Annotated in this window: 15 protein-coding genes; 2 read left to right on the top strand and 13 right to left on the bottom strand. The window is 57.4% G+C overall.

Annotation, left to right across the window (positions count from 1 at the left end):
• Positions 1 to 279 precede the first annotated feature (279 nt).
• Complete coding sequence (locus tag ACL7TT_RS01015; protein ID WP_413392425.1) at positions 280 to 3159, top strand: response regulator; 2880 nt, start codon at positions 280 to 282, stop codon at positions 3157 to 3159.
• A gap of 21 nt (positions 3160 to 3180) precedes the next feature.
• Here ACL7TT_RS01015 and acpS read toward each other — a convergent pair whose 3' ends face one another.
• From acpS to ACL7TT_RS00975, 8 genes are all read right to left on the bottom strand, one after another.
• A complete protein-coding gene (acpS, locus tag ACL7TT_RS01010) occupies positions 3181 to 3567 on the bottom strand; it encodes a holo-ACP synthase (protein WP_413392423.1) in 387 nt (128 codons plus the stop codon).
• Positions 3564 to 4313 carry a DNA repair protein RecO gene (gene recO, locus ACL7TT_RS01005; RefSeq protein ID WP_413392421.1) on the bottom strand — a complete coding sequence of 250 codons (750 nt, stop codon included), beginning with the start codon at positions 4311 to 4313 and terminating at the stop codon, positions 3564 to 3566. Before recO ends, acpS begins: the two co-directional genes overlap by 4 nt.
• Before the next feature lie 31 nt (positions 4314 to 4344).
• Entirely contained in the window at positions 4345 to 5244 is a 900-nt protein-coding gene (era, locus tag ACL7TT_RS01000; protein WP_413392419.1) for a GTPase Era, read from the bottom strand.
• 111 nt (positions 5245 to 5355) lie between these two features.
• Positions 5356 to 6036 carry a ribonuclease III gene (rnc, locus tag ACL7TT_RS00995; RefSeq protein ID WP_413392418.1) on the bottom strand — a complete coding sequence of 227 codons (681 nt, stop codon included), beginning with the start codon at positions 6034 to 6036 and terminating at the stop codon, positions 5356 to 5358.
• Positions 6029 to 6457 carry a DUF4845 domain-containing protein gene (locus tag ACL7TT_RS00990; RefSeq protein WP_413392417.1) on the bottom strand — a complete coding sequence of 143 codons (429 nt, stop codon included), beginning with the start codon at positions 6455 to 6457 and terminating at the stop codon, positions 6029 to 6031. Before ACL7TT_RS00990 ends, rnc begins: the two co-directional genes overlap by 8 nt.
• Positions 6458 to 6521: 64 nt before the next feature.
• Positions 6522 to 7289 carry a signal peptidase I gene (gene lepB, locus ACL7TT_RS00985; protein WP_413392415.1) on the bottom strand — a complete coding sequence of 256 codons (768 nt, stop codon included), beginning with the start codon at positions 7287 to 7289 and terminating at the stop codon, positions 6522 to 6524.
• 49 nt (positions 7290 to 7338) lie between these two features.
• On the bottom strand, positions 7339 to 9144 hold the full coding sequence (gene lepA / locus ACL7TT_RS00980) for a translation elongation factor 4 (RefSeq protein WP_413392413.1): 1806 nt from the start codon (positions 9142 to 9144) through the stop codon (positions 7339 to 7341).
• A gap of 131 nt (positions 9145 to 9275) precedes the next feature.
• Complete coding sequence (locus tag ACL7TT_RS00975; RefSeq protein ID WP_413392411.1) at positions 9276 to 10673, bottom strand: Do family serine endopeptidase; 1398 nt, start codon at positions 10671 to 10673, stop codon at positions 9276 to 9278.
• A gap of 173 nt (positions 10674 to 10846) precedes the next feature.
• Here ACL7TT_RS00975 and mpaA point away from each other — a divergent pair, with 173 nt between their 5' ends.
• Positions 10847 to 11551, top strand: coding sequence for a murein tripeptide amidase MpaA (gene mpaA, locus ACL7TT_RS00970; RefSeq protein ID WP_413392409.1), 705 nt, complete (start codon positions 10847 to 10849; stop codon positions 11549 to 11551).
• Here mpaA and ycjG read toward each other — a convergent pair.
• From ycjG to rpoE, 5 genes are all read right to left on the bottom strand, one after another.
• Entirely contained in the window at positions 11539 to 12486 is a 948-nt protein-coding gene (ycjG, locus tag ACL7TT_RS00965; protein ID WP_413392407.1) for an L-Ala-D/L-Glu epimerase, read from the bottom strand. The genes mpaA and ycjG overlap by 13 nt on opposite strands.
• A gap of 39 nt (positions 12487 to 12525) precedes the next feature.
• Positions 12526 to 12978, bottom strand: coding sequence for a SoxR reducing system RseC family protein (locus tag ACL7TT_RS00960; RefSeq protein WP_413392405.1), 453 nt, complete (start codon positions 12976 to 12978; stop codon positions 12526 to 12528).
• A gap of 4 nt (positions 12979 to 12982) precedes the next feature.
• Positions 12983 to 14113 carry a MucB/RseB C-terminal domain-containing protein gene (locus ACL7TT_RS00955; RefSeq protein ID WP_413392403.1) on the bottom strand — a complete coding sequence of 377 codons (1131 nt, stop codon included), beginning with the start codon at positions 14111 to 14113 and terminating at the stop codon, positions 12983 to 12985.
• Position 14114: 1 nt separating this feature from the next.
• Entirely contained in the window at positions 14115 to 14816 is a 702-nt protein-coding gene (locus ACL7TT_RS00950) for a sigma-E factor negative regulatory protein (protein ID WP_413392401.1), read from the bottom strand.
• A gap of 117 nt (positions 14817 to 14933) precedes the next feature.
• Positions 14934 to 15548 carry an RNA polymerase sigma factor RpoE gene (gene rpoE, locus ACL7TT_RS00945; protein ID WP_299940683.1) on the bottom strand — a complete coding sequence of 205 codons (615 nt, stop codon included), beginning with the start codon at positions 15546 to 15548 and terminating at the stop codon, positions 14934 to 14936.
• Positions 15549 to 15572 lie beyond the last annotated feature (24 nt).

Genomic DNA, 15572 nt, shown 5'->3' with positions numbered 1-15572 from the left:
TCTGTAGGGGGACTATATAGTCGGGTTATTAAGCCTGCTTCTGCAGTTAGAAAATACCCGCAATACAGTGACCGATAAATTTAAACCAATCCGTACCCGACTACGCCCTGGGTCACTTGGGAACTGGTTACAAAATTTAAAAAATAAACCTTCTACTAAACCCCCTAATACCACCGGTAAAGTGGAAAGACCCTCGGGTAATATGCCGAGCGCATAGCTAAACTATAAAGGACATAATAATTTCTCTCCCTATCGATCCGGGAGTGCATAGCGTCATGCATGCCGGTAAAATCTGAAAAAACAATCGCACAAGGCCCCCCTTCTACCATGGCCCAAAACAATGCCAAGTCATCCATGCCAGACTCCTCAACACTGCGTTCCCTGCGCGCAACCCTATTTAGGTTTACCGTCGCCCCGGCACTGGCACTGGCCATCACACTAGCCCTGGTCTTTACATTGCAGCAGATGCACGACCGCCGCCAGTTATTACTCAGCCACGGACACGCCAGTGCGGAGCAGCTTGCCGAACTGATCGCGATGAGCGGCGGCCAACCCATCGAACTGCGTATGGAATGGCTGCGCAAGAGCCTTTTAGCCCTGATGCTGGAAAAAGATATGGTGCGCTCGGTACATATCTATTCTACTGAGGCGAGCGAGAAGCAGCCTCTGAATCCGAATACCGGCCTGGGACTACTCGCCAGTGTCGGACCGCGGCCAGCCACACCCATTACCCGCGAACACCTGCAAAAGCGCGAGCCATTTATCTTCGAAGATGAAGAGAGCCTGCAGATTCTGCAGCCCCTGAAAGGCGATATCCTCACCTGTTGGATCAGCATTGAGCTGCACCGCCCCTACTTCCTGGTGGGCACTTATCAGGTATTGCTGATCGGCCTCGTGGGGCTGATCATCTGCACCCTGGCAGCCGTGGCCTGGTCTGTCATCCTATCCGAGCGATTCGCGCTCAGCCTGTCGCGTATGGGACAGGTATTGCAGGCGGTTGGGCGCGGGGAGTTTGATCGCCGCGCCCGCGAAACTGGCAACCGCGAGGTGGCACAGATGGCCAATCAGATCAATGAAATGGCCAAGAACCTCGCCAATTACCAGCGCGATTACAAGGCAAACCTGCTGCAATCTATGGACGACCTGCGGCAGTCCCTCGACAGTATGGAAGAACAAAATATCGAACTCGATCTCGCCCGTAAAAGGGCCCAGGAGGCCAGTCGCATCAAGTCTACTTTTCTGGCCAATACCAGCCATGAAATCCGCACACCGCTCAACGGCATCATCGGCTTTACCAACCTGTTGCTCAAAACCGAGGTCGACGAGCTGCAGCAGGATTACCTGCAGACCATTTTGCGTTCATCGGAAAACCTGCTTACCACCATCAACGATATTCTGGATTTTTCCCGCATTGAATCCGGCAATCTGGTGCTCGACCATATCCCCATGGACCTGGGACAATTGCTCGAGGAAACCCTGCAAATCCTGGCGCCCTACGCCTATGAACACCATCTGGAACTGGTACCCCTGATTGACTCTCAATTGCCCGCCACCCAGGTAGGCGATCCACTGCGCACCAAGCAAATCCTCACCAACCTGCTGGGCAATGCGATTCGCAGTTCGGAAAACGGCAATATACCAGTACAACTGAGCGTAGTGAACAGCAAGGATTCGGAGCTGGTCTTGCGTATCAGCGTCACCGACCTGGGCAACCGCATCGATGAAGCGGGCCGCAGTGAACTGCAGCAGATACTCAACACCAAAACGCCACAGCACAGCCAGCAAATCAGTGCCAATGGCCTCGGTATGTCCATCGCCCGCAGCCTGGTTGAGCGTATGCGCGGCAGCACCGGTATAGAAGAAGCCGACAGCGGTGGCAGTCACTGCTGGGTACAGCTGTCTCTGCAGCCGGAGCGCAATCGCGGCGTACCGCCGCGGTTTCAGTGCCCCGGCTGCCGCATATTGATTGCCGACCCCAACCACTTGACCCGCACCCAAGTGGCGCAGTTGCTTAGCCACTGGCAGGCGGAGCCCGTAGAACTCAGCGATACAGAGACCCTGCAACCGGTGATCGAACAAATGTGGCGGCACGACGCGCTGCCCGATGCCGTGATTATCGATACCGCCATCGCCAAAGGCGACTTCGACAGTTTCAGCGTGCAGGTGCAGTCCCTCGTGGATGCCTACCAATGCCAGGTTATCGTATTGGGTGCCCCGGCGGAGCTGCGCCGTTGCTATGAGCAGTTGCGTACCCGTACCCTGACTTTTCTCGGCAAACCGGTTACCCGCGAGAACCTGCTGCGCGCCTTAAAGAGAGCCGCGCCACGAAGGAATCAGCAGCGCCCCAGTAGCGGGGCCATACCCGCTCTGCCGTGGCCGGCAACACCCCGAATTCTGGCGGTAGATGATCACGCAGCCAACCGGCGCCTGGTCGGTGAGTTACTGCGCACCCAGGATATCGAGGTGGTCATTGCCGCCAGCGGCGAAGAGGCCCTGCAACACTGGCAGCAGAGCACCTTTGATCTCATTTTTATGGATATACAGATGCCTGGCATGGACGGTATTGAGGCCACCCGCCGCATTCGTGAGCAAGAAGCCGGTCGGCGCACACCGATTATCGCACTCACCGCACATGCGGGCGCCGAGGAGAAGGCGCGACTACTCTCCGCCGGCCTGGATGATTACCTGAGCAAGCCTGTCAGTGAGGCCCAACTCACCCACATGATCAAGCGCTGGATCAAGATCATCACGCCACAGGTGGTAGAGAAACTCAGCCTGGAGCAGATGCGCCTGGTGGATATTGGCGAGAGCCTGACCCTTGCCAACGGCGATATGAAACTGGCAAGGGACATGCTGCAAATGCTTCTGGACGGGCTTGTGTGCGACGAACGGGAATTACAGCGGCTGCTGAGTACCGGCGACCTCAAAGGCATGTTCGAGCTGACCCACCGCATGCACGGCGGCTGCTGTTATTGCGGTGTGGCCCGATTGCGCGAAGCCACCTGCGTACTTCAGGAGGAACTGCGCACCCTGCAAGAGAGGGAACCGGCGGAATTTGACCGGCGCAAACTGGACGCAGTATTTCGCGAGATGCGCGCACTGCGCGAATGGGCCTCCGAACAGAATCTGGATGCGCTGTTCGGGCTGGAAGTTGCCTGAGCCAAAGACTGCAACGGTAAGCTAGCGAGCCTCAAAAATAACGAATGCCAGGGCGAAGTCTTTTTCATCCGACAGGGAGAGGTGAATGACCTCAGCGCCCAGAGTACAGGCCCGCTCCTGTGCCGCACCACTTAACAGAACCTGTGCTGCAGCACTCTTGCGACGCCGCACCTCGATATTCTGCCAGGAAATGCCGTCGCCGATGCCGGTGCCCAGGGCCTTGGCTACCGCCTCTTTGGCGGCAAAACGTTTGCACAGGTATGCTGTGCGGCTGGCCTCGCCCAGATCGGCGAAGTCACAGCGCTCGCGGTCACTCAATATTCGTTGCACAAACCGATTGCCGTGGCGCCGCAAAGCCATCGCTATGCGATGATAGCTGCAAATATCTGTACCGATACTGACGATCATTTTCCGTATACTTGTCTGAACAATGTACGACTTCGCAATGGCTTGTCCCCGAGCATGGCCCGGAGCAAAATCCGAGTCAAACGCTTTGCCGGGGGCAGTAGTCCGGCGGGCCACTGCCCACTCTCCAGTGCCTGCACGATACCCAGCAGTTCCGCGCCGCTGAACTCACCATCGCGCAGAACATTACCTCCCTGGCGGTGCACAGGCACAAACCCCTGCTCAATCTCCAGCCGATAGCAAGCACTCTCACTGACAGTGCCCCGGCTGCCGGCACAATAATCCAACGGTGGGCAGTTGCCCAGTTCTGCCAACAGTTGCAACTCAAAGCGGCGCAGGGGCCCTTCCAACGGGTTGCTATCATCGCCTTTCAACTGCGCGAGGGCTTTCAGCAACATCTGATACATGGCGAACAGCGTATAGTGCGCTTCCCCCTCCGGTAACAAGCGCACCAACAACTCATTCGCATAGAGCCCCGCATAGACGGCCCGGCCTTTCAGCCAGAGTGGCGCGGTGGCATTCTCCACAGAACCCAAGGTTTTTAACGTACTATTTCCCAGCAGAGAGACCAGAAGCGGGGAGAAAGGTTGCAATGCCTGCTGGCGTCGCTGCTTGTCGCGGCGGGCACCGCGGGCAACACAACCAATACGTCCAAAATTCGAAGTCAGCAGCTCCAAAATCAAGCTGGAGTCGCGATAGGGCCGTGCATGCAGGATATAGGCTGGCTGTGCTGGTGGTGGTTTTTTCATGATATCAACGGGCATGCACCGGAGCAGAGTTCTACTCGTCCCGGTAACCGAGACTGCGCAAAGCGCGCTCATTATCGGACCAGCCGGACTTGACCTTGACCCATAGATTCAGCATTACCTTACTGTCGAAAAGCCGCTCCATATCCTCACGGGCCTGGCTGCCAATCTGTTTGACGCGCTCACCTTTGTTGCCGATAAGAATGCGCTTCTGCCCGGCCCTTTCCACCAGAATCGCCGCGCGGATATGCAAGATCTTGCCTTCCTGGGCAAATTCCTCCACTTCGACAGTGACCTGATAAGGCACCTCTGCACCCAACTGGCGCATGATTTTTTCCCGTACGATTTCCGCAGCGAGGAAACGCGAGCTGCGGTCGGTGACCTGATCGCTCGGGAAATAGTGCTGCCCCTCGGGCAAATGTTTGAGAATCACCTGTTCCAGTACATCCAGATTCTGGTTGCGCAGGGCGGAAACAGGCACAACTTCTGCCTTGGGGTACTGTTGGGCCAGGGCCTGCAACTGCGGCAACAGCTTGGCCCTGTCCTCCAGCTGGTCCACCTTATTGACCACGATAACCAGCGGGCACTTGATACCACGCAGTTGGTCAGCGACCAACTGATCCCCCTCGCTCCAGCGGGTGCGCTCCACCACAAATACCACCAGATCCACATCCCGCGTCGCACTGGTCGCAGCCCGGTTCATAAAGCGGTTGATGGCTTTTTCCTGATCCGGGTGCAAACCGGGCGTATCGACAAAAATAATCTGATCGGACCCCTCTGTTTTGATCCCGAGCATATTGTGGCGGGTGGTCTGGGGCTTGCGCGAGGTAATCGCCAGCTTCTGCCCCAGCAAGTGGTTCAGTAGTGTGGATTTTCCCACATTGGGACGGCCGACAATCGCAACATAGCCACAGCGAGAGGGTTGTTCACTCAAAAAAACGCTCCGAAAGAGTTGAAGGGAACCGCGATGCCCGAAACCGGACTCCTGTGCATTGGAGTCCGCCACCTGGAGACAGCCAGTGGCCGGATTGCCCACAATTTAAAATCAATTCAGCCCGGTGAGTCGCTTATAGGCCTCAATTGCAGCCGCTTTTTCCGCTGCACGGCGGCTGCTGGCCTCACCGCGCACAGGCTGAGCCAGCCCACTCACACAGCACTCGACAACAAACTGCCGGGCGTGCTCCACACCGGAGACGTCCACTACCGTATACTGTGGCAGTGGCTTCCTGCGTGCCTGCAGCCATTCCTGCAGGCGGGTTTTGGGATCTTTTACCGTTTCCAGGGACAGGCAGTGAAGCCGCGATGCAAACCAGTCCAGCACCCTGGCACGCGCCGCTTCCAAACCGGCATCCAGATAGATGGCGCCGATCAGGGCCTCCACCGCATCGGCGAGAATCGAGGCTCTGCGAAAACCGCCGCTTTTCATCTCTCCTTCGCCAAGACGCAGGCAGTCGCCAATTTCCAGCTCCAGTGCCAGCTTTGCCAGGGTCTCACCACTGACCAACTGCGCGCGCAAATGGCTTAACTGCCCCTCCCTCCCTTTGGGAAACCGTTCGTAAAGCGCCGCGCCGATGGTAAAACCGAGAATAGAGTCTCCGAGAAATTCCAGGCGCTCGTTATTGCGGCTGCCACAGGAGCGGTGTGTCAACGCCAGCTCCAGCAAGGCGCCCTGCCTGAACTTGTGACCGAGACGCTTGCCCAGGCGCTCCAGTAAAAGATCAGTCACGTTTGCGGAATTGCTCCAGATCCACCACTGCATCGCAGCACAGCTCCGGTCTGGCCGTATTGAGCTGTTTGTTAAATTTCATCACCACATCCACATTGTAAATCAGCGGTTGGCGCAACTCGTAATCAATACTGACTAGCGTACTTTTTGCACCGCGAATCACCTGCAGCGCCCTGGTGGGCTCACCGCGCACATTGTTGATCTGAAAGAAGCGGCCCAGTTCTTTTTTGATCTGGCCCGCCGACATAGTTTCCAGGTCCGGGTTTTCAGCCAACACCTTCAGCGCTTCGGTCACGTAGCGTGCATCCAGATAGGCGGGTGCCATCCTGGATGTACAGGTCAGGGCAAAACCCAGTACTGCCACAAGCAACAGCCAGCCCCAGTAGCTCATGCCGCGCTGGCGCCGAAATGAAAATTGCAAAGCACTACCCATGATGTCCTCAAGCCTCCTCACCGGTATCCGGTATAAACCCGGACGGTTTTTATTATTGGATGGAACCCACACGCTCGAAACTGGGCAAGCTGAACAGTTTGTCCCAGTGCATCCAGATGGCAAAGGCCTTGCCCACGATATCCCGCTCGGGCACAAAGCCCCAGTCACGACTGTCAAGGCTGTTGTCCCGGTTATCGCCCATCATAAAATAGTGGCCTTCCGGTACGGTGCCACTGAAAGTACTGTACCTTCCGGGGCGCACATTTTTCGCCATCAGGTGGCGCTGGCCGTAGAGGTTCTCCCACAGAACCTCCACCTGCGGATTGGCCGGGGGTAACGCCTGGATCAGCTCCTGTGGCGCCAGTTCGCCGTTCACATAGAGCACATTGTTCTTCAACTCGATCCTGTCGCCGGGCAAGCCGATCACCCGCTTGATAAAATAGGTATCGTTCATATGTGGCGGGAAAAACACCATCACATCCCCGCGCTGCGGCTCGCCAATATCCACAACTTTGGTGCGGGAAACCGGCAGGCGCAGGCCATAGGCATATTTGTTGACCAGAATAAAGTCGCCAATCTGCAGGGTGGGCACCATAGAGGCAGACGGAATCTGGAAGGGCTCCAGAATAAAAGAACGCAGCACGAAGACAATGGCCAAAATCGGGAAAAACGACTTGGCATACTCGACCACAACCGGGTCCTCACGCTTCCCCCCTGCCTTCTTCCTGCGGCGGCGGGCGAAAAACAGGCTGTCAAGCAGCCAGATTCCACCGCTGACGACAACCAGCCAGAGCAGAATCAAAGGCAAATTAATATCCATCACTATTCTCTATTGTCCCCAAATCTCGGAATCAAGCACCGGCTGTGCCCTATTGATCTACTTTCAGTACTGCCAGAAAGGCCTCCTGGGGCACTTCGACACGGCCGAGCTGCTTCATACGGCGTTTACCCGCTTTCTGTTTCTCCAGCAATTTCTTCTTGCGCGTAACGTCACCGCCATAACATTTCGCGGTCACATTCTTGCGCAGGGCTTTTACGGTGGTTCTCGCCACTACCTGACCACCGATCGCCGCCTGAATAGCCACATCAAACATCTGCCTCGGTATCAGTTCCTTCATTTTTTCCGCCATGGCGCGCCCTTTCTGCTGGGCATTTTCACGGTGTACGATCAGCGCCAGGGCATCTACACGGTCCCCGTTAATGAGGATATCCAAGCGCACCAGTTTTGCTGCTTCAAAGCGCACAAAACTGTAATCCAGCGAAGCAAACCCGCGGCTCACCGACTTGAGGCGATCGAAGAAGTCCATCACCACTTCACCCAACGGCAGTTCATAGCGCAGGGATACCTGTGCACCCACGTACTGCATATCCCTCTGCATACCACGCTTCTCCACACAGAGGGTGATTACGTTACCCAGGTACTCCTGGGGCACCAGGATATTCACTTCCGCAATCGGCTCGCGCATTTCCCGAATACTGCCCACATCCGGCAGCCGCGACGGGTTATCCACCATCACCACTTCGCCGTCATTCTGCTCTACGGCGTACACCACCGTGGGTGCAGTGGTAATCAGGTCCAGATCATATTCCCGCTCCAAGCGCTCCTGAACAATCTCCATATGCAGCATACCGAGGAAACCGCAGCGAAAACCAAAGCCCAGGGCATCGGAGGTTTCCGGTTCGTAAAACAGGGAGGCATCGTTGAGGGACAGCTTCTCCAGGGCATCTCGGAAAGTCTCATAGTCATCGGAACTGACCGGGAACAGGCCCGCATAGACCTGCGGTTTGACCTTCTGGAACCCCGGCAACATCGCTATGTCCTGCGCACCCTTGGCATGGGTCAGCGTGTCGCCTACAGGCGCACCGTGAATATCTTTAATGCCGGCCACCACAAAGCCCACCTCTCCGGCACACAACACACCGGTCTCGCGGCGTTTCGGGGTAAAAATGCCGGCACTGTCCACCACATGGGTACGACCGATAGACTTGGTGACAATTTTGTCTTTGGCTTTCAGGGTACCTTGCATCACGCGCACCAGAGACACCACCCCGAGGTAGCTGTCAAACCAGGAGTCGATGATCAGTGCCTGCAGCGGTGCCTCAACATCCCCCTCCGGTGGCGGTACCAGGCGCACCAGATCTTCCAGCACCTCTTGCACACCCATACCGGATTTGGCGCTACAGCGCGTTGCCTCACTGGCATCAATACCGATAATGTCTTCTATTTCCTCGGCGACCTTGTCTGGGTCCGCCTGGGGCAGGTCCATCTTATTGAGAACCGGAATCACGTCCAGGCCCTGCTCAATCGCGGTGTAACAATTGGCAACCGACTGCGCCTCTACACCCTGGGCCGCATCCACTACCAAAAGCGCACCTTCACAGGCCGCCAGGGACCGGGAAACCTCATAGGAGAAGTCCACATGCCCCGGGGTATCAATAAAATTCAACTGGTACGTCTTGCCGTCCCGCGCCCTGTAGTCGAGCGTGACACTTTGGGCCTTGATAGTAATCCCGCGCTCCCGTTCCAGCTCCATGCTGTCCAGTACCTGCTCGGCCATTTCGCGATCGGAGAGACCGCCACAGTCCTGGATGAAACGGTCAGCCAGGGTAGATTTTCCGTGGTCGATATGGGCAATGATGGAGAAATTGCGGATATGGGAGAGATCTGTGGCCACTGCGGAATAAAAACCCTTAAAAATCAGACAATTAGCTGGCAAGTAAGCCAACTGTGTGGCGCAAGTCTAACAGAACTTATGGACAGAGGTGAGGGACAGGTGGCCTATTCGGCCACCATTCGACCCGAAAATCAGCTTTCGATCTTAATCGTGCGGAAAGTTGACTGGCCCGAGCGGAAGAAGCGGATCGGCAACAGCTCATTTTTGGGGAGTTCCTTAACCACGGCTTTGTAATCCTCCATATCCCCCACCTCTTCAAAACCCAACTGGGCGATAATATCGCCGCTGCGCAGACCGGCTTTGGCGCCGGGCTTTCCCGGAACAACCTGCTTGATCAGTACTCCGGTATCCACATTCCAGCGCTGCTTCAGGCCCTCGGGAATCTGCTCAACCACCAGGCCCAGGCGTCCGCCGACAATGGAGCTTGGTTTTACTGTGGCTTGTGCTCCCTCATCATCGGAGCCCGGTAGGGTACCGACGATGACTTTGAGCTTCTCAGACTTGCGGTTACGCATCAGTTCCAGCGAAACCTCAGTTCCGGGGCGGAGCTGGCCTACCAAATGGGGCAGATCGCCGTGTACACCAATTCTCTGGCCGTTAAAGCGGGTGATAACGTCTCCGGGCATAATTCCGGCTTCGGCAGCGGGCGCGCCGGGGCTGACCTGCTCAACCAGCGCCCCTACCGGCTTGTCCAGCCCCATAGCTTCAGCCATATCGCGGTCCACGTTGCTGATGCCCACACCCAGCCAGCCGCGATCCACACGCCCCTTCTCTTTCAGTTGTGCCACCACATCCTGGGCAAGACTCGCCGGGATGGCAAAGGAGAGACCGATTGAGCCGCCACTGCGGGTATAGATCTGGGAGTTGATGCCAACAACCCGCCCTTCCAGGTTAAACAGCGGGCCACCGGAGTTGCCGGGGTTGATCGCCACATCTGTCTGGATAAACGGTACATAGTTCTCACGACTCTCATTGGGGATACTGCGTCCCATGGCACTGACAATGCCGGCACTGGCAGAGTAGTCCAGGCCAAATGGTGAGCCAATAGCGACAACCCATTCCCCCACCTGCAGTTCTTCCGAATCTCCCCAGCGCACGGCTGTGAGGTCATCGGCGTCTATTTTGAGCAGCGCCAGATCCGAACGCACATCGGTACCAATCACTTCAGCCTTATACTCGCGGCGATCAGTCAGGGTGACGGTGACCTGGTCCGCACCATTCACCACGTGGTTGTTGGTCACGATGTACCCATTATCGGAGATGATAAAGCCGGAACCCATACTGGCCACCGGGCGCTGCTGGCGCCGACGCGGCTCGAACAGGTGACGAAAAATATCGGGAATATCCTGTTGGAATTGCGGCGCATTATTGCCACGTGCCACACGGCTGCGATCCAGTGTATTGATCTTCACCACTGCGGACGAATTTTCCTCGATCAGTTCAGTCAGTTCAGGCAACCCTCGGGCAATGGCCGTGCCCGATACCACCAGACAGAACAACAGTAGATATTGCGTACAGCATTTAATCATAGGTTTGTTACCCTTATTGATCCCTTCTAATATGAAACCTGTGGAATTGGAGTTCCCTCCGGGGCTCGCCATCGCTTATCCAGGCCCCCTTGCAGGACATTCAGTAACGATTTAGTGGCGAAGTGGCCACGAAAGTTCTGCTGTGGGGTGTAAATCTGTGTAAAGGGTCAACGATGCCCAAACTGCGCCCGCGCCCCGAACGCGGCCAACTGCACCTTGCCAGGGTGCTGTATGGTCACAGCACACTGGGTGCCCCACTACTGTATTTTCCCGCACAATCCGGCAATAAACACGGCCTGGTTCTGGCCGGCACCCACGGTGATGAAGTCGTCGCAGTCATCTCCCTGTCCTGCGCCCTGCGCTCTTTGGCCCCAGATCAGCTCCGCCACCATGTGATACTGGCGGTTAATCCCGACGGCTGTCAACTCGGTACCCGTTGCAATGCGCGCGGTGTCGACCTCAACCGCAACTTCGCCACAAAAAACTGGGATGGCAGTGATAGTGTCTTCCGCTGGAACAGCGTCGCCGACGCCCGGGATGTCAAACTCAGTACCGGTCTGAGCCCGGCCTCTGAGCGCGAGACCTGGGCACTTTGCCGGCTGATCGCCAAACTGCAGCCGGCCTGGGCAGTATCCATACACGAGCCGCTGGCCTGTGTGGAGGACCCCAACACCAGCGACTTGGGTAATTGGCTGGCGAGCCGGTTACAGTTGCCATTGGTAAAAGACGTCGGCTACCAAACTCCTGGCTCATTTGGAACCTGGTGCGCCGAACAGGCGCTAACCTGTATCACCGTGGAGTTCCCGCCCATTTCGCCGGATGCCGCCAGCGAAGCATACCTGCACTCCCTGGTCGGCCTGCTCACTTACGACCAGTAGACCCGACCAGCACCAAAACGTAAAGGGGACTCTACATCCTTTGCCAGCCAGGTTGGGCCATCCAGATCCAAAAAGCACGCCCGCTTTCCCAAAGGCCAGGCCGCACGGATGGCCCGCGAGGTACACAGCATACACCCCAGCATCACCTGGAACCCCTGTGCCTCGGCCGCCCCTGCCAGGGCCTCGGCTTCAGTAATACCACCGGTCTTGTCCAGCTTGATGTTAACCATCTCATAACACCCCAGCAGACGCGGCAGATCCTCGCGGCTATGGCAACTTTCATCGGCGCAGATCGGCAGTGGGTGGGGGAAAGTCCCCAAAAACTCATCGTCACCGGCAGGCAGCGGTTGCTCTAGCATGGCCACTCCCAATTCCTCCAGCTGACTACAGCGTTCCACCAGGGTATCCGCCCGCCAGGCCTCGTTGGCATCAATCAACAGCTGCGCTGCAGGCGCAGCGGCCCGTACCGCCGCCACCCGTTGGTAAACCTGCTGACCATCCAGTTTCAGCTTCAGGGTATCGGCGCCTTGTGCGATGGCATTACGCGCAGCCACAGCCATCGCTGCGGGATCATCGATCACCAGAGTCTGCACAGTGGGCAGGGAATCCGGCCCGGTAAAAACTGCTCCGCGACACTTGGCCTCCCAGTCTGCCAGCGCACAATCCAGGGCATTGCGGGCGGCACCGGCGGGCAGGCGCGATTGCAACAGCGTGCGATCCAGCCCCGCGGCCACCTCCGCGAAAACTGGCCGAAGCTGTTGCATGACTGAGGCAACGCTCTCGCCATAACGCGCATAGGGTGTGCACTCGCCAATACCCACCACTCCATCCTCACGGACCTCCACCACCACCAACTGGACCTCGGTACGGGCACCGCGGGAAATCACAAAAGCCGTGCGCAGAGGCCAGTGCTCGGCAAAGCAGCGGGCCTGCATGAAATGCCTCCAATCAGTGTTTGGAGCTATCAGTTTAGGTTAGGAATGATCGCCGCCGGGCTCGATACGCAGGAGCACCGGGGTAAAGACAGGATTCGAGCGTTGGCGACGGCTGTACCAACGAACACTGAGCGCACCGCCAATCAAGCCAGCCAGCGCGCCAAACACCGCGCCGGCCTCTGCAAACAAGGCATCCCCCACTAGCGCCAACAGTATCAGGCAGACCAGGGGCACCAGGTAAACCAGCAGGGCACTGCTGGTAAGTGCATTTCCGGCGATGCCAATTACCGCCGTATCGTTCAGGGCAACCTTATCGGCGCGAAAGCCGTTCAAGGCCACCCGCACCCGTGCAGAGGAAGAAAAGAAATCGCCGAGTAGGCCCGTGCCGCAACCGGGTTTAGCCGCACAGCCATTGCAGGCACTGCGCTTAAAGGTATCCACCCAGATAGCATCGGTCTCTATGGCTACGATACGGCCGCGCTCTTCAAGCACTCCTTCAGCCTTTCTCAACAATCGAGCTGGCTACTCTGCGCGCAGTGGCATCGGGTATCTCACCCACGACCGTCACCGTATAAGCGACACCATTGACTTCCATACGATCCATGTAAGCCACAGTGGCACCGCGAATAGCACGTCCCTCGAAATCCTCCAACTCTGGGCCGAGGCGCTGGACAAACACGGTAAAGACACCGAGCCCGTCACTGAATACCAACATATCCCCATCGGACAGTGGCTTCACTGAAACCACCTTGAAGCCCTCCGGAAGCCAGCGCACCTGCCAACGGCTTTGAGAGGCATCACAACCGTTGCGATTATCAATGCGCCGCGCATTACTGGATACCGCCTGAAGAGCGAAGTCTTTCACCGGGGACAAGTCCAGTTGAACAAACTGGTAACGCTCCAGCACACGCCCTTGTGTGCTCACCAGCATACTCTTCAGGGGCAGGCCGGTTTCGCGGTCCAAACTGACCACAAGACCCAGACGATAACGGTCTCTAGGCCTGGCTTCGATCACCACCGTCTCGCGATCCGCGATGCGCTCGCCGCCGCGCAGAATAAACTGATAGGCACGCTGTACCTGCTGCTGGCCAGCCGCATTCAAGAGGCTGGTTCTAATGCTGGGAGAGGCATTGTATGTGCAGTGGCCACCACTGCCGTAGCTGATCAGTTCCCTCGGTGTACCACTCAGGTATCGCACCCGCTCCACCTGCTCGCCGCTACGCACCGCGCGCACCACCTGCAAGGTTTCCAGGAGGCCGGCGTGCTCGAAAGTCACCAGCCCACTGTATTCCAGTTCATTGACTGCCTGGGCGAGTTTCCCGAGCCACTGCTCAACCTCATTGTTCAGCACGCGTGTATTGGTCGGATCGGGGCTGGCTTGGGGATTGGATGCCGCTGTGGTGGTTTCGACTGCGATAGCGCCGGGCGCATTGGTATCGACCAGTACAGGACTGGCCACTGGTATGCTGGCTCCGTCGAGTTTGACTGTAGTGGCGGCGTTGGCATCAATACCGTCGAGCGTCTGCGCCAATAACAGCGGTGACAGCAAAGAGAAAGCCAGCAACAGACTACCACCGGTGCGAACTCCGCTGCGGATCAGGCTTTCCCGCATTACGAGGTTCGCCACACTACATTCCAACCTGTTCGCCGTAGGTCGCGCGAGCAAAGGGCACCATACCCTGGCTGCCGATATGCGCGGCCTGTTCGGAGTGCTGAATCATCACACGATTCAGGTGGCGCATCAGCTCTGGCGTTGGTGCTTTTTGAATGACCGCCTGCCCCACCGCACCCGGGCGCTGCTCGGGTACGAAGCGCGGAACCGCTGTGCTGACCGAGCGCGTGGAAGGTGCGGGCACGTAAAAACCAGATGGCTGCGGCGCCGATTGAACGATTGGCTGGGCGGGGCGCTCGGCCTCCGCCAACTGCTGAACACCCTGCACAGTATTCTGCTGGGTATCGGTAATCTGCTGTACCCCTAGGATTACGGCGAACGCCACAGTAGCCGCCACCGCACCCCGCGAAAGCGGGCGCCACCAACGGCTGTTGGCAAGCCCACTGGCCGCGACAACACGACCACCCGCGGTTTGCGAGAGCGGCGCTTCCCGATCAAGCGCCGCCGAAATACTGGCCGCCAGGTCACTGTCGACAGGGGCAACCTCCTCGCGCCGCATAACGCTCGCCGCCAGCTGATAACGCGACCAGCGTTCACCCGGGTCTCCGGAGACCGCTGTGGCCTTCAAAATTCGCTGCAGCTCCAACTCATCGACTTCGCCATCCATCAACGCCGATAGCGACTCGTTGAGACGTTCCTGATGATTCCCGTGGGACATAGGGGCTTACCCTCTTGTGCAATCATTTATCCGGTGCCCGCACGCACCATCATTTGTATCATTTATGACCGGGCTTCCGGCGGTTGGTTTCCCCTGTTGGGAAAATTTCCCGCAAAATTAGCCTCTGTCACCCAGTGTTTCCGGCTCCCCGGCCATAACGGCCTGGACTGTCCGGTCTATTGCCTCCCGAGCACGGAATATGCGCGAACGCACCGTGCCCACCGGACATCCCATCACCTCGGCAATTTCCTCGTAACTCAGCCCCTCCAATTCCCTCAGGGTAACCGCTGAGCGCAGATCCTCCGGCAGTGCGCGAATGGCGCCATGTACTGCAGTTTCCAACTGGTCGCGAAACATTTGGTTTTCCGGCGTCTCGTTGTCGCGGAGCAAATCGGCACCCGAGTAGAATTCTGCGTCTTCCAAATCCACATCAAAGGACGGTGGCCGGCGGCTGCGGGACACCAAGTGGTTCTTGGCAGTGTTAATCGCAATCCGATACATCCATGTGTAGAAGGCACTCTCCCCGCGGAAATTGGCCAGCGCCCGATAGGCTTTGATAAAGGCCTCTTGCGTGACATCCTGTACCTCACTGTGATCCTTGATAAACCGGCTGACTACCGCAACAATTTTATGTTGGTATTTGAGAACTAAAAGATCAAAAGCGCGCTTGTCCCCCTTTTGAACCCGTTCCACCAGCTCACGGTCACTCGCGGCCGCTTGATGCGCTGTCATCCCCAACTCCCATACACAGTCCCA

Source organism: Microbulbifer jejuensis (assembly GCF_047289955.1).
Classification (GTDB): domain Bacteria; phylum Pseudomonadota; class Gammaproteobacteria; order Pseudomonadales; family Cellvibrionaceae; genus Microbulbifer.
The sequence above is the reverse complement of the archived record's forward strand: the minus strand, read 5'-3'. Positions and strand labels throughout refer to the sequence as shown.

Bases quoted from the DNA above. Each gene is read 5' to 3' on its own strand.
- ACL7TT_RS01015 (WP_413392425.1), top strand. From the start codon at position 280: ATGCCGGTAAAATCTGAAAAAACAATCGCACAAGGCCCCCCTTCTACC.
- acpS (WP_413392423.1), bottom strand. From the start codon at position 3,567: ATGATCGTCAGTATCGGTACAGATATTTGCAGCTATCATCGCATAGCG.
- recO (WP_413392421.1), bottom strand. From the start codon at position 4,313: ATGAAAAAACCACCACCAGCACAGCCAGCCTATATCCTGCATGCACGG.
- lepB (WP_413392415.1), bottom strand. From the start codon at position 7,289: ATGGATATTAATTTGCCTTTGATTCTGCTCTGGCTGGTTGTCGTCAGC.
- ACL7TT_RS00975 (WP_413392411.1), bottom strand. From the start codon at position 10,673: ATGATTAAATGCTGTACGCAATATCTACTGTTGTTCTGTCTGGTGGTA.
- mpaA (WP_413392409.1), top strand. From the start codon at position 10,847: ATGCCCAAACTGCGCCCGCGCCCCGAACGCGGCCAACTGCACCTTGCC.
- ycjG (WP_413392407.1), bottom strand. From the start codon at position 12,486: ATGCAGGCCCGCTGCTTTGCCGAGCACTGGCCTCTGCGCACGGCTTTT.
- ACL7TT_RS00950 (WP_413392401.1), bottom strand. From the start codon at position 14,816: ATGTCCCACGGGAATCATCAGGAACGTCTCAACGAGTCGCTATCGGCG.
- rpoE (WP_299940683.1), bottom strand. From the start codon at position 15,548: ATGACAGCGCATCAAGCGGCCGCGAGTGACCGTGAGCTGGTGGAACGG.